Genomic DNA, 14,611 nt, shown 5'->3' on the forward strand with positions numbered 1-14,611 from the left:
GTATACTGTTAAATGTACCCCTATCAGCATGCAGGAGCAAAGGGTAATGTATTTATTGCAACAGCGTCTTTCAGGTAATGAAACAGCCGCAGAACAGGAAGAACTGTACCAACTGTTGAAGGATGAGGACAATATGGAACTGTTTATGGCAGCGCTGACAGACCTGATGTGGCAGGCGCCTGCCAACGGGGAAGCAGATCCTGCTGCCCGCACTACTTTGCTGAAAAGCATTACGGCAACAGATCTTACACTGCCTTTTGCAGAAACGCTTCACCGGGTACAGCCCATCCGATGGTGGTGGGTAGCTGCTGCTGTTACCGGCATTATGCTGGCTGCCGCCGGCTATTGGTTATTGAAGCCGGTAGCCAGTGTTGCTCCCATACCTGCCGTAGCACAGCGGTATAAAAATGATATTGCTCCCGGAGGTAATAAAGCGATCCTTACGCTGGGAGATGGCTCTAAGATTACACTGGATGAAGCCAGAAACGACACCCTGGGGAAACAGGGAAATACCAGTATCATCAAAACACAGAACGGACAGGTACTCTACAAAGCTGCCGGCGCCACCACCGCCATTACCTATAATACGTTAACAACGCCCCGCGGTGGGCAATACCAGCTTACCTTACCCGATGGTACGCAGGTATGGCTGAACGCAGCCAGCTCCCTGCATTTTCCGACTTCTTTTGCCGGCAACAGCAGGGAAGTAGAACTGACGGGAGAAGGATATTTTGATGTAGCACCATTGCCCGGAAAGCCATTCCGGGTGAAAGTAAATGGAACAGAAGTAGCCGTACTAGGCACACAGTTTAACATCATGGCGTATAGCAATGAACACGTGATGGCAGTCACCCTGCTGCAGGGTGCAGTAAACGTAAGCAAAAACGGCATCATGAAAAAATTGCAGCCGGGGCAGCAGGCGCGTATTCCGGCGAGTAATAATATCACAGTCACAGAAGCAGATACACAAGCAGCAGTAGCCTGGAAAAACGGTTTCTTCATCTTCGACCGGGCAGATATCGCTACCGTCATGCGGCAGCTGGAACGATGGTATGATATAGAAGTGGTGTATGAAGGTACTCCACGGGAAATGTACTTTGGCGGCGGTATACAGCGCAGCCTGCCTTTGTCGCGCGTATTAAATATCTTAGAAAAAACCCAGGTATTATTTAAAATCGAGGGCCGGAAAATAACCGTTATACGATAGTAAGCGCACCATATTTTTTAACACACTAAACCAACTGACTTTTGAATTAAGAAATCATTGCTAAAAACCAGGGCCATTAAAAAAAACCAGTGATGGGCAAACATCACTGGTTACAGGCAATAAATTATTCGTGTAAACTCATTTTTATCACCGAAATCAAATGTATGATTTTAACTGCTTTGTTCCAAAACAGAGAGGGGGACGCTTATGCGCGAAATCATCCCTGCATCAACACTTCAGAAACGCATCACCACCAATGCAGATCTTACATGCCGGCATATACCGGTACAATGAAAAAAAACAATCAGCCAACCAAAATTTGGAGGATCATGAGGTTATCTGCTTTATTACTAATGGCTGGCGTATTGCAAATCAGCGCCAGGGGCATGGCACAAAGGGTAACCATGTCCGTCAGAAATACACCGCTGTCAACGGTGTTCACTAACATCAACCGGCAAACCGGGTACATCGTGTTTTATAACTACGATGCCCTGGAAAGCACCAGACCCGTCACCGTAGAAGTGAAAAATGCGACTATCCAGGAATTATTACATGTTTCGCTGATGGGGCAGGGCCTGGAATATGCGATTGACGACAAAACCATCACCGTTACTAAAATCATCCCCCGTGTACCGGAACTCCCTGCGTTGCCGCAGCAGATTGTTATTACCGGCCGTATCACAGACGAAAACGGTATCCCGCTGGCGGGCGTTTCTGTGGTGATAAAAGGCACCAGCAAAGGCACGCAGACCAATAACAACGGAGAGTACACGGTAGCGGTAAAAGATGAAAATGCGGTGTTGTCTTTTACCTATATCGGCTTCGAAAAACAGGAGCTCGTTGTAGGCAAAAATGGGGTGATCAGCTTACAACTGAAAGCCTCCAATAACAAATTAAGTGGCATCGATGTAGTCAATACCGGTTACCAGATGATTTCCAGGGAAAGAGCTACCGGCTCATTTGCAGTCATCGATCCCTATCGGCTCCGCAGCAAATTAAAACCAGACCTTAAATCAGCCCTGGAAGGACAAGCTACCGGGGTTGTACTCACCAAGGAAGGGAACCTGGAAATCCGGGGTGTATCTACCATGCTGGGTACTGCTGCCAGTGCACCACTCCTGGTGGTAGATGGCTATCCTACTTCCGCCGGACTGGAATCACTGAACATCGATAACATCGAATCAATTACTGTACTGAAAGATGCGGTAGCTGCTTCTATTTACGGCGCCCGCTCTTCCAATGGTGTGATTGTGGTGACCACTCGTCAGGGCAGAAAAGGTGCCTTGCTGGTGGAGTACAAAGGCTCTACCGGCATCACACTGAAGCCAGACCTGAAGTACCTGAACAGGGCTTCTTCGGCCGACTTTGTAGACGCGGAAATAGAGCTCTATAACCAGGATCCCAATGGCAACCTGACCGATTATAACAACTACGGCTTTACCTCTAGGGTAAACTATCTGCTGATTGCAAAATCACAGGGATGGATAAACGAAAAAGATGCGGATGCACAACTGGATGTGCTGAAGAAAAACGATGGGCAGGGACAAATACAGAAATATTATTTCAGGAATCAGTTCACTCAGCAACACAATATCTCTTTGTCTGGTGGCAGCGAAAAAAGTATGCTGAATGCAGCCGTGAAATATATTGCCAATCAAAACAACACGGTGCGTAATTCAGATAACCGTCTGATCTTTGATATGAAGAACGACTGGCGCCCCGGCAAACGCGTGATGATACGCCTGTTCTCCAACGTGAACTACGCCACGTCCACCGCACCGGCAAGAGGCTGGGGGGATATGCTGGCGTATACCAACACCTCCCTGCTGCAACCGTATGACCTGATAGTTGATCCGGCTACCGGTGCACCGCTAACCATGGATTACAAAAATGGTAAAAAACGCGATCGCTATGCGGCTATTGCCGGCACCAAACCACTTTACTATAATCCGATGGAAGACCTGGGCCTCGAAACCGTTACCGGCAAAACGTTACAGCTGAGACTAGGTGGTAGCGTTAACATAAAAATCCTGGACGGACTGAGCGCGGAAGCCGGCGGATCCTGGAGCCGCGGAGATTACCTGGGCAGAAGTCTGTACGATAAAAATGCTTACCGGGTAAGACTTTGGTACGATGATAATACCTCTATCGCCAATCCATCCAAACATTATATTCCGGATGGCGCCGTAGTAAATGAAAGCCGCAATTTTAACCAGAGCTATATGTTCCGCACACAGCTGAACTATTACAAAGTCATCGCTTCCCGTCACCGCATTTCTGCGATCGCCGGAAATGAAATCAGCCGGAACACCGCCGACAACAATAACCTGCCTACCCGCTTTGGTTATAACGACCAGGCAGGTACATTTTCTACCTTTAACTATGCCGATTACAATGCCGGTAACTATAATGCAGATAAACTGGGCACCAGCAGCCCCTCTGCCAGCATAGGCAGTTATGCTTACCAGGATAACCGCTTCGTTTCCTGGTATGCAAACGGCTCCTATGAATACAACAACCGCTTTATTCTCAGCGGTAGTATCCGCCTGGATCAAACCAATTTCTTTGGTACAGATCCCCGCTACCGTTACAAACCTTTATGGTCTGCCGGTGGTACCTATAAACTGGCAGAAGAAAAGTTCTTTCATGTAAGCGGGATAGACCGGCTGGATCTGCGCGCATCCTATGGTATCAACGGAAATATTTCCCTGAACTCAGGACCTTTCCTGATCATCACACCTGGTAGTTACTCTAATTATACGGGAGATATATCTTATGGTATTACTTCTCCCCCTAATAATTCCCTGCGCTGGGAAAAAACAAAAAGCACCAACTTTGGCGTAGACATTTCTTTGCTGAACAGACGCGTTAATGTAACGGCAGACTACTACCTGCGTAACAGCAGTGACCTGCTGGCAGCAGATGCGATTGATCCTACCCGCGGCTTTAGCTCTCTCACCAAAAACATTGGCGCAGTAAGAAACCAGGGTTATGAAATATCGGTGGATGCAGATGTGATCCGTAAAAAGAACCTGGTATGGAATACCTTCTTCAACTTTAGTTATAACAACAATAAGGTACTCACCTATAATGTTACTTACCAGTACGCTTCTTCCATTACCAATGGTGCCATCAAAAAAGCAGGCGACCCGCTGGATGCCTTGTATAGCTATCGTTACGCAGGATTGGACAATAACGGCGTATCACAGTTTTATACAGCCAAAGACGAAAAAAGTGGCGGCGGAAATGTGTCAGTAGGAGACTTGATTTACAGTGGTACACTGCGCCCCAAGTATGCTATCAGCATGACCAACTCCTTCCGGGTGAAAAACTTTGACTTGTCCTTTATGTTCATTGCCAAATTAGGAAATGTGTTAAGGAGAGATGCTTTCAGCGGATCTAATATCCTGAATAAACATGTATCTGAAAGATGGAAGCAACCGGGCGATGAAGCGAAAACCATCTATCCTAAACTCAGTGACTGGAACATGGATATGTTTTATTTCCCTTACTCAGATATCCTGATAGAAAGCGCCAGTTACATGAAACTGAGGGATATCACCTTAACTTATGATATCAACCCGCAGCTGTTGAAACACATTGGCTTCAGTAACGCAAGGATATACCTGCAAACCCGGAACCTGTTTATGATTACGGCCAACAGCGATCATCGTGATCCGGAAACATCTGAGTTGAATCTCAGCGGCGGCACCGGTGCATTCACCGAACAGGGATTCAGCTCCCTGCCATTGCGCCCCGAGTTTTATGTAGGGTTATCATTCAGTCTTTAACATTTAATTGTGGCGATCATGAAACAGTATATACTTATTCTATTAACCATCATTTCAGGGAGCCTGGCTTCCTGCAGCAAATTCCTGGATGTAAAGCCTAAAGGAAAACTCATCCCCACGGAAGTGGCGGACTTTGATCACCTGCTGGACAATGCAAACATTGCCCAGTGGGCATTTGTGGATAACAACGTTGGTTGTAGTCTCGGCTACTTAACAGATAACCTGTCTTTGTCTGATGGCATCGGCAATATCAACTACAAAGCCAATAACCATCCTAACATAGACCGTTACTGGGCGTATGTATTCAGACAGCCATATAAAAATCCATCTACATCGGATTATTTCTGGGACTGGGGTACTTACCGCTCTATGGCCTACTTCAATAATGTGATTGATGGCGTACGCGCTATTCCCAGTCTCAGTTCAGAAAACCAGTTGTATGCAAAAAGAGTGGTGGCACAGGCGCTGGTAGACAGGGCATGGTCTTACTTTATTACTACGCTGGTGTATGGCCCGGTATACAAGCCTGGTACGGCCAACGATACTAAAACCATTCCTTATGTAACCAGTTCCGATGTAGGTGCTGTGTTGCCGGATCTCTCCACGCAGGAGCAGGCTTTTGCCAAAGTATCGAACGATATACAAACAGCTTTACCCGATATGCCGGATGTCACCAACTGGCCATCGCGTCCCAATAAAGTGGCTGCACAGGCGTTGCTGGCGTACTTCCATTTGTTTACCCAGAAATACGACAGCGTGGTGTATTATGCCAACCTCGCCTGGACTGCTGCCAATGCAGGAGGAACCGATAGATTGATTTATGACTACAACAGCTTTTCGTGGACGGACCCAACTAATCTTGTAAACAGTACTATCAAAGCACCCGATAACTTCCTGACGGCAGCTAACAGCCGGGAGAATTTATTGTATAGAAATCTTGATGCCAGCGCCGGCAGATCTACTTCTTCCTATCCTTCGGATGAAGTGATTGCATTGTATGACCAGGCCAATGACCTGAGATTTAAGTATTTCTTTTTAACCGCACCCGGATATAAAACAACTTATAACAACGTAGTCTATGATGATGGTAACCGGATACAGTACTATCGTGGATCCAAATCAAATATGACAGCAGGATTTACCTATCCGGAACTGCTGCTCATGCGTGCAGAAGGATATGCCCGCACCAACCAGTTGTCTGCCGCCATAGCAGACCTCAATACGTTGCGCCGTTATCGTTATAAAACCGGTACGCCAGCTTTGGGTATTGGTTCACAAACTGAAGTAATACAGCAGGTGCTGGACGAAAGAAGACGGGAACTGCCACTGGGCTCATTCAAACGTTTCCTGGATCTGAAAAGACTTTGCCTCGAAACAGGTAAACCGTGGAGCAAGACAAGAATAACACACAAGATCGGTACTGAATCCCACGAGGGAATCATCGATTCTAAAGATTTTATTCTTACTATTTCCAACGTGATCCTTAAATTTAATCCACAGTGGAATATACCATTGGATGGAAGACCCTTTTAAATCAAAAACAAGTCCATATGAAACACATTTTAATCACTATGCTGGCTTTATTGCCTGCCACACTATTCGCCCAGGAAGGTGCTTTTGTACTGAAAGGCAAAATAGGTACGCTGGATGCACCTGCCAAAATGTTTCTTACTTACCGTGTCGACGGGGAAATAGTCAGGGATTCTGCCGCTTTACAACAGGGCGTGTTTGAATTCAAAGGTAAAATAAGTGATCCGGTAAAAGCTACACTGCTGTTACACCACACTGCACCTACCAATATAATGTCTTATAAATCAGATCTGTTGGTAGTATACCTGGAGAAAGGCACCATTACATTAAGTGCCGCAGACTCCGTGTATAATGCGGTGGTAAAAGGTTCCCGCCTGAACGATGACCAGCAGCGCTTACAATCAAAATTAAAAAGCACCAGCGGACAAAGAGAGCAGCTGACAAACGAATTCTTTGGCGCCAGCGAAGAAACGCGCAAGTCGGAGGCGTTCAGGAAATCTGTCGATGAAAAGCATAAAGCATTACGTGCAGTAGAAAACGAGATTTACAAGGCATTCATAAAAGAAAATCCTACATCTCTTGTAAGCCTGGATGCGATCCAAAATTTTGCGGGATTTGCTCCGGATAATGTGGATGAAATAGAAACAGCTTACAATGCTTTATCTCCTGTGGTAAAAGACAGTAAAAAAGGTAAAGAAGTAGCAGGCATCATCCATGGCTGGAAACAAACCGCCATCGGCGCTACTGCACCAGCGTTTACTCAAAATGATACACTGGGTAAGCCCGTAAGCCTGTCCGATTTCCGCGGTAAATATGTGCTGGTGGATTTCTGGGCTAGCTGGTGCGGTCCTTGTCGTGCAGAAAATCCGCATGTGGTAGCAGCCTTTAATAAGTATAAAGACAAACAGTTTACTATCCTCGGTGTTTCCCTGGATCAGCCAAACGGACAGGAAGCCTGGTTGAAAGCGATTCATACCGATCAACTCACCTGGACACATGTATCTGACCTGAAATACTGGGAAAACGAAGTGGCAAAACTATACGGTGTAAGGGCAGTGCCGCAAAACTTCCTGCTGGATCCTAATGGGAAAATAGTAGCGAAGAACCTTCGTGGGGATGCACTGGATAAGAAGCTGGAGGAATTGCTGAAGTAGCGTTTAGCAGTTAGCTTTTAGCTTTTAGCAAAATGCAGCGGAGATTGACATATAATGATCTTCGCTGCATTTTGCTAACAGCTAATGGCTAAAAGCTAATTGCTAACTTCAACTACTATCTTGCCTTTTGTTGTTCCTTGTTTCATTGCGGTGAGTGCTGCTTTCATCTCATTAAAAGCAAATACACTATCGATATATGATTTCACTTTACCTGATTCGAGTAATAAGGCAATAGCATCAATGGCTTTTTCTTCAGAAAATACGCCGGTGTAGCGTACATCAAATCCTTTGGATTGATAGTAGGCCATATCTGCCGGTTTTAAGGGATGAGGAAGATGGAAAAGCGCGGCTCCGGGAGCGAAGTGTTTTTCATACAGGGAAGCCGGGTATCTGCCGCCGGAATCTAATACCAGGTTCAGTTGCAGGCTATCAGCCTGTTCGAAATCAAAGTTGTTGTAGTCAATGATTTCATCTGCCCCAATATGCCGTACCCAGTCTGCATTGGCGGCATTGGTAAGTCCTATCACATAAGCGCCTTTTTCTTTGGCCATTTGTATGGCGTAATGTCCTACGCCACCGGCTGGTGCCGTTACCAGTACCCGGTCTCCTTTTTTTACAACGTAATGGGTGTTTACGTTTTGCCAGGCAGTAATCGCTGCCAGTGTAGCAGCCGCTGCTTCGTTAAAGGTGATGTTGTCTGGTTTTTTAGCGAGATGGATAGCAGGTGCGGCTACATACTCTGCGTATACGCGCCCATGTCCCGGCATCTTTATCATGCCGAACACGGCATCTCCTACCTTGAATTTGGTGACCTCGCTGCCCACAGCGGTAACTATCCCGGCAATATCTGATCCGAGTATCAGCGGCGAAATGCCATCCAGTGCAGGAGCCCAACTGGCACGCAATCCCTCGGGAGTAGTGAAGTCTTCCAGCGTTTTATAATCTACCGGGTTAATGCCAATGGCTTTTGTTTGAATTAATACTTCCCCGGGTCCTATCACAGGAAGTGCTGTTTCTGATAATTCCAGGGAGGCGTCTTTATCCAGTCTTTCTAAGACAATTGCTTTCATAATTGCTGCTTTTTGTGTGTACAAAGCTAGATCTCAGCAGGCGGTTAAATGGGTACGCAAAAAGGAATCAGCAGTAACAGAATGGGATGGGACTTTCTCAGCCCACGTTTATTATGTAAATTTACGGTATGGAAAAGGTACATGACCCATTCAGTATTACCGTAACCACACTGGATTACTGGGAGAAACGCAATCGCAGAAATAACTTTTTTGAGCTGGTATATATCCTGGAAGGCGCCGGCGGACAACAGGTAGAACATACGCACGCGGCCTATAAAAAGGGCAGCATTTTCCTGCTGCCTGCTTCTGATTGTCATACCTACCAGATTGCCGAAACCACCACTTTCTTGTTTATACAATTCAATGCAAGCTTCTTTTCCGGAGAACAGGATTGTGTAATTGACTTCGGAAAATGGTTTTGTCGCCTCAACTTTATCATCGGTAACTACAACCGGCAGGCGGGCGAACTCATTAGTAACGAAAACGACAAACAACACCTGGTACGCTTACTGGAAATGCTGATGTACGAACAACAACGGCAGGACGGGCATTCCCGCCGTATTATGCAGGGACTCATGGTGGCCGTACTGGAACAGATTGCCCGCAATGTAGCTACCGTATTGCCAGGTGACCAGGGCTTCGAAAGTAACCGCTTTGCCGACCTGTTACTGCATATTCAATATCACCTGCTGGATGAAGATAAGATTGCACCACAATACCTCTGTCAGCGTTTCGGCATTTCCGCCAACTATTTCAGCGAATACTTTAAACGCAATGCCAACGAAACATACCAGGAATTTGTACTCCGCTCCAAGCTGAAACTGGCAGAAGCAAAAGCATTGTACACAGATACTCCCTTCAAGGAAATAGCCTACGATCTGGGATTTACAGACAGCAGTCACCTGAATAAAATGATGAAACGTTTTTACCAGAAGGGGATGAGTGAAATCAGGAAGCAAGCCATGTTAGGCGCAGCCTGACGAAAATAGTATCTTTAAAAGAAGTAACCTTTCTGCATATATGAAAACGCTGTTCCTGAAGTGCTTATTGCCGTTGGCCTTGCTGTATGGTTGTATCTCACAGCAGCATAAAAAAAAGGATACACCTGAAAACGCAGCAGACACCGTGAAAGCGGTTACGCCGGTATCTAAAGTAGGAGATGACTGTGTATTTGATACCAGTGCTTACAAGTTCACCTCTGAAAAATTATTCGCCTACCAGAAAAATATCCAATTTGCCTGGAATGACCAGGACAAGGTAGCGCTGGTAAAACTGAATGAGCAGGATAGTCTGCAACTACATATTGGTGGTTGTTATGAATTTTCCTGGTCAGCCATTTTTACCACGGATTCCGCTGCTTTTAATAATAACGGGTACCTGCTGAATAAAGCAGCGTGGCTGGCAAAAACGTTTATGGGTAATGGATTTGATACAAAATACAGCGATTGTATTTCCAATCATTTGTTTACAATAGACAGTTCCCAAAAAAATGTAAAAGCGCTCACCATTATTAATAAGGATACTGTCATCACCAACAAGATCTATGATGTAGTACTTTTTGAACGTAGTGGCCACCGTACTATTATCAACATCATCGGCTACGAAAATTAAATATTGTCTACTTTATTTTTTCAAAGGAGTAATGCCCTTTTATATATTTATTAAGATAGATACCTTTTGATCCTGACGACTTCATCGCCAGGTAAACGGTCTCCGGCACTTCCTTGTAATCGTATATCATGCCCGATACAAAGATAATTCGCAGGGTATGTGTTTCTGCATTATAAATCATATGTGCAACCACTGAGGACGGCATACATGCCGGACCTCAATTATCATACCGGCAGGAGAATCACTTTTTATCTGGCTCATAATGGCTTTAGCTGTTGAGCAGCTCAATTAAGCAGGGTGAGCGGCTTAATTGGAAGGTATTATCTAAACAGGTTCACCATCAGGTTCACTTCAAAAGTACCGTTGGTATAAGTACTTAAGCCGGATGTCTGAGAATTGTATATCAACTGAAAACCGGCAATGGATTTATAATTCGCCCCAACGCCAGCGCTAAAGCTTTGGGAAGAATGATACATGCCAAAAGCGTTCAATTGATTGTTCAGGAAGTTTACATTGACACCGGCATCTATAATATTATCATATCCTTTTACGCCACGCAAACATATTTTAGGCTCAATGGACGTGAGTTCCTCACCGGTTTCAAATTTATATCCGGCAGCAGCAAAAAACAATGCACGATCAATGCTTTCATCCGTTGATTTATTTTTAACGAAGCTCACCAGGTTAGGGACAGATCCCTGCAAGGTGAGGCCCTTGCGGGTAAAAGCCATCCCGAAATCTCCTTCAAAATAATTGTCCCGTCTGTTGAAAGCGTTGATATAATTATCTGTGATATCGCCATTGATCTTTTTGGTATCCAGGCGTCTGTTGATAAATGCGGCGGATAAACCGAAGTGGAGCACACTGATACCGCTCAAACTCAGCGGCAGGTGATAGGCGTAGGTGAATGCTACTTTGGTGTTGTTGAGTAGTCCTGCTTTATCGTTGAATATATTCATTCCTATACCTACACGTTTGCCTAACATATAATCCGCTGTAAAGGCTTTTGCTTCCGGTGCTCCGGGTATATCTGACCATTGGCGCTGATACGCCAGGTATACATGTAAACCGGTGTCGATACCAGCCATGGCTGCATTGGCCATATACTGATCCAGAAAGTATTGTGCAGCGAGCGGCTCATACATCATGGTTGGATTGCCGGCAGTTTGTGCCCCGGCATATTGACTGCCGAGAGCGAATGCTCCCAGCAGTGTGATATATCTGATATATTTTTTCATGATCGTTTACTTAGTAATTTGAATTGATAAGAGTGATAAATCCTTTGAATTGTGGTTTATTATTGCCCAGGTCAATGATGTAGTAGTAAGTACCTTCTGCCAGTCGCTGACCGTTTACAGTACCGTTCCAGTTGTTGGTATAACCACGTTGGTGGAATACCATGCGTCCTGCGCGATCAAATATTTTCACTTCATTCTGAGGGTACATATCAATATTCTTTACTACCCACAGGTCGTTTTTACCATCTCCGTTAGGCGTCAGGATATTAGTTGCCTCCAGCTTGTAGTCTTCTTTTACGTTGATGGTAATTTCTTCTGTAACACTACAACCGTCATTGTTAGTAATAGTAACGTGGTAGGTTGTTGTTACCTCAGGACGGGCTACCGGTGTAGCTGTGCGCGGATCATTCAATCCAGCTGCCGGATCCCATGCGTAGTTATTACCACCGGAAGCAATCAGGGTAACCGTTTCGCCTTTACTAATGGTTGTGTTGCCTTGTGTGCGTATACTTCCTGCAGGTAATGGATGTACTGTTATGCTTACTGCAGCGGAGCTGACACGAACGTTGTTGTCGTAGATGGCTTTTACCATATAACTGCCACTTTCTTTTGCAGTCAGTGTTTGGCTACCTGCAGCTGATATCAGCACATTGTTGCGGTACCACTCGTATGCAGGTGCGGTACTGGATTGTAAGGTTACCGTGTTGCCATCGCAGAATGCGGTGCTTCCCAGTGCGGTGATGACCGGCGTTGCCCAGGCGGTTACTACTACTGTTTGTGTAGCGGTTTGCGCCGGCTCATAGTTATTGTCACCAGCCTGTGAGGCGCTGATGTGCGCAGTACCGGCAGTTCCCACCTTCGCTGTATTTCCATTGATGGAGATGGCTGCAGTGTTGTCACTGGTAAAGGTAACCGGTAATCCGGAGCTGGCAGTAGCTACCAATGTGAAGTCCGGATCTCCCTGGTTTTTATCTCCCGGTGCTGTGAATACAATTTGCTGAGTAGCTTTTGCAATGGTCAGCTGCCCATCGGTATAAGTAATGTCATAGTTATTACTGCTGACACCTGCCGGTGTTATAACGTAAGTGCCTGCATTGATGGCGCCCTGTGCGCTGCCGGCATACGTAATGCTACCAATTAACTTCGTGGCATCATCTCCATTCACAAATCCCGTATAGGCTATCCCGTTACCACCTGTGTAAGCGGTACCTGAATAGGTGCGGGTATCGTTGCTGGCTTTCACCGTCAATGCTGCTTTATTCACCAGGAATGTTTGCGTTACCTCCGCAGCTGCTGAGTAGCTGCCGTTGCCAGCCTGGTTGGCGGCAATTGTTACATTGCCTGCGCCGGTGATGGTAATGGTATTGCCATTGACATTAGCAGGTCCGCTTACTACGCTATAAACCACTGTCAGGCTGCTATTACTGCTGGCGCCTGCAGTAAAGGCGGCGTCGCCATATGTTTTATTGGAGATGGCAGGGAAGCTGATTGTTTGTGTGGCTGGTCCTACTGTTAAAGTTCCATTGATAGAGGTGAAGATATAATTAGCCGCCACTAAAGCGCTTGTTGACACCGTGATTGGATAAGCACCTGGCACGCTGTTGTTATCAGCGATGCTGCTGAGCGTTGGTATACCCGTTACTACGCTGGCGTTTTCATTGTTCACAAAACCAGTGATGGTGAAAGTAAACGCCGGATTATTGATGCCGTATATGCGTTGTGTGTTATCCGCTTTCACCGTCAGCGTAGCAGGTGTTACCTGGAAGGTGTTGCTAACAGGTGTCGCAGCGGTGTAGTTGCCATTGCCAGTCTGTGTAGCCGTTACCGTTACACTGCCAGCACCGGTAATGGTGAGGATGTTGCCACTAATTGTAGCCGGGCCGGAAGTTACCGCATAGGTTACGGTTAGGTTGGCATCACTGCTGGCATTCAGCGTAGTTGGTGCATCGCCGTATGTTTTACCGGTAATGGCCGGGAAGTTGATGGTCTGTGTAGCTTTTCCTATTGTTAAGGTACCATTGACAGTGGTAAAGAGGTAATTCGTTGCGGTCATCCCCGTAGCCACCACGTTGATAGGATAAGTACCCGGTATGCTGTTATTATCGGCAATGCTGCCAAGTGTAGGTATACCATTGATAACACCGGCGTTTTCGTTGTTCACAAAACCAGTGATGCGATAAGTAAACGTTGGATTGCCGGCACCGTATATGCGTTGTGCGTCATCTGCTTTTACTATCAGGGTGGCTTTGCTTACAACGAATGTTTGTGTGGCGGTTGTTGCCGGTTTATAGTTGGCATTTCCTGCCTGGTCCGCTGCAATGGTGATACTGCCGCTACCGGTAATAGTTACCATGTTACCATTGATGGTCGCAGGTCCGCTCACAACGCTATACGTAGTCGCCAGCCCGCTGTTGCTGCTGGCGCTGAGTGCAAAGGCTGCGTCGCCATATGTTTTACCGGTGATGGCCGGGAAGCTGATGGTTTGTGCCTGCTGACCGATTGTTAAGGTTCCGTTGATCGTAGTAAGGGTATAGTTATCCGCTATTAATGTGGTAGATAATACCTTGATCGGATAGGTACCTGTCTGCGTATTATTGGGAGCGGTAGTGTTGAACGAAATGGATCCCCTTACTACGTGGCTGTTGTCATTATTAACATAGCCAGTGATGGTGTAAGTAAACGCTGGAATGACGCCACCGGATACTATTTGCTGATCATCAATTTTTAAAGTCAGTATTGCCGGAGCTACCTGGAAGGTAATGCTGGCAGGTGTGGCAGCGGTATAGTTACCGTTGCCTGCCTGTGTAGCCGTTACTGTTACACTGCCTGCACCGGTGATGGTGAGGATGTTACCACTAATCGTCGCCGGACCGGAAGTAACAGTATATGTTACCGGTAAGCCTGCATTGCTGCTGGCGTTGAGCGTAACCGGTGCATCACCATAAGTTTTACCGGAGATGGCTGGGAAGCTGATTGTTTGAGCCGCCTGGTCAACTGTTAAAGTACCGTT

10 protein-coding genes are annotated in these 14,611 nt (G+C 46.2%); 6 read left to right on the top strand and 4 right to left on the bottom strand.

Features of this window, described 5'->3' with window-relative positions:
* Window positions 1–28: 28 nt before the first annotated feature.
* From AB4Z08_RS11840 to AB4Z08_RS11855, 4 genes are all read left to right on the top strand, one after another.
* Window positions 29–1,207: a FecR family protein gene (locus AB4Z08_RS11840; protein WP_441573940.1), complete on the top strand. Its 1,179-nt coding sequence runs from the start codon at window positions 29–31 to the stop codon at window positions 1,205–1,207.
* Between the two features lie 329 nt (window positions 1,208–1,536).
* Window positions 1,537–4,998, top strand: coding sequence for a SusC/RagA family TonB-linked outer membrane protein (locus AB4Z08_RS11845; protein ID WP_441573941.1), 3,462 nt, complete (start codon window positions 1,537–1,539; stop codon window positions 4,996–4,998).
* A gap of 18 nt (window positions 4,999–5,016) precedes the next feature.
* The gene (locus tag AB4Z08_RS11850) at window positions 5,017–6,531 is read left to right on the top strand and encodes a RagB/SusD family nutrient uptake outer membrane protein (RefSeq protein ID WP_441573942.1); all 1,515 of its coding nucleotides are present in this window, start codon (window positions 5,017–5,019) and stop codon (window positions 6,529–6,531) included.
* Window positions 6,532–6,548: 17 nt separating this feature from the next.
* Window positions 6,549–7,682 carry a redoxin domain-containing protein gene (locus tag AB4Z08_RS11855; RefSeq protein WP_441573943.1) on the top strand — a complete coding sequence of 378 codons (1,134 nt, stop codon included), beginning with the start codon at window positions 6,549–6,551 and terminating at the stop codon, window positions 7,680–7,682.
* Between the two features lie 95 nt (window positions 7,683–7,777).
* Here the strand turns inward: AB4Z08_RS11855 and AB4Z08_RS11860 are convergent, their stop codons facing one another.
* A complete protein-coding gene (locus AB4Z08_RS11860; RefSeq protein WP_441573944.1) occupies window positions 7,778–8,752 on the bottom strand; it encodes an NADP-dependent oxidoreductase in 975 nt (324 codons plus the stop codon).
* 128 nt (window positions 8,753–8,880) lie between these two features.
* Between AB4Z08_RS11860 and AB4Z08_RS11865 the strand changes: the two genes are divergently transcribed.
* Both AB4Z08_RS11865 and AB4Z08_RS11870 read left to right on the top strand, forming a co-directional pair.
* The gene (locus AB4Z08_RS11865) at window positions 8,881–9,732 is read left to right on the top strand and encodes an AraC family transcriptional regulator (RefSeq protein WP_441573945.1); all 852 of its coding nucleotides are present in this window, start codon (window positions 8,881–8,883) and stop codon (window positions 9,730–9,732) included.
* A gap of 40 nt (window positions 9,733–9,772) precedes the next feature.
* A complete protein-coding gene (locus AB4Z08_RS11870) occupies window positions 9,773–10,363 on the top strand; it encodes a hypothetical protein (protein WP_441573946.1) in 591 nt (196 codons plus the stop codon).
* 7 nt (window positions 10,364–10,370) lie between these two features.
* On the opposite strand, the gene AB4Z08_RS11875 is transcribed toward AB4Z08_RS11870, so the two are convergent.
* The 3 genes from AB4Z08_RS11875 to AB4Z08_RS11885 all read right to left on the bottom strand — a co-directional run.
* Entirely contained in the window at window positions 10,371–10,568 is a 198-nt protein-coding gene (locus AB4Z08_RS11875) for a KTSC domain-containing protein (RefSeq protein ID WP_441573947.1), read from the bottom strand.
* A 115-nt stretch (window positions 10,569–10,683) separates the two neighbouring features.
* The gene (locus AB4Z08_RS11880; RefSeq protein WP_441573948.1) at window positions 10,684–11,601 is read right to left on the bottom strand and encodes a PorP/SprF family type IX secretion system membrane protein; all 918 of its coding nucleotides are present in this window, start codon (window positions 11,599–11,601) and stop codon (window positions 10,684–10,686) included.
* A 10-nt stretch (window positions 11,602–11,611) separates the two neighbouring features.
* The coding region (locus tag AB4Z08_RS11885; protein ID WP_441573949.1) for an MBG domain-containing protein at window positions 11,612–14,611 on the bottom strand (3,000 nt) is incomplete at its 5' end.

Origin of the sequence: Chitinophaga sp. RAB17, from assembly GCF_052114225.1 — a bacterium.
Taxonomy (GTDB): domain Bacteria; phylum Bacteroidota; class Bacteroidia; order Chitinophagales; family Chitinophagaceae; genus Chitinophaga.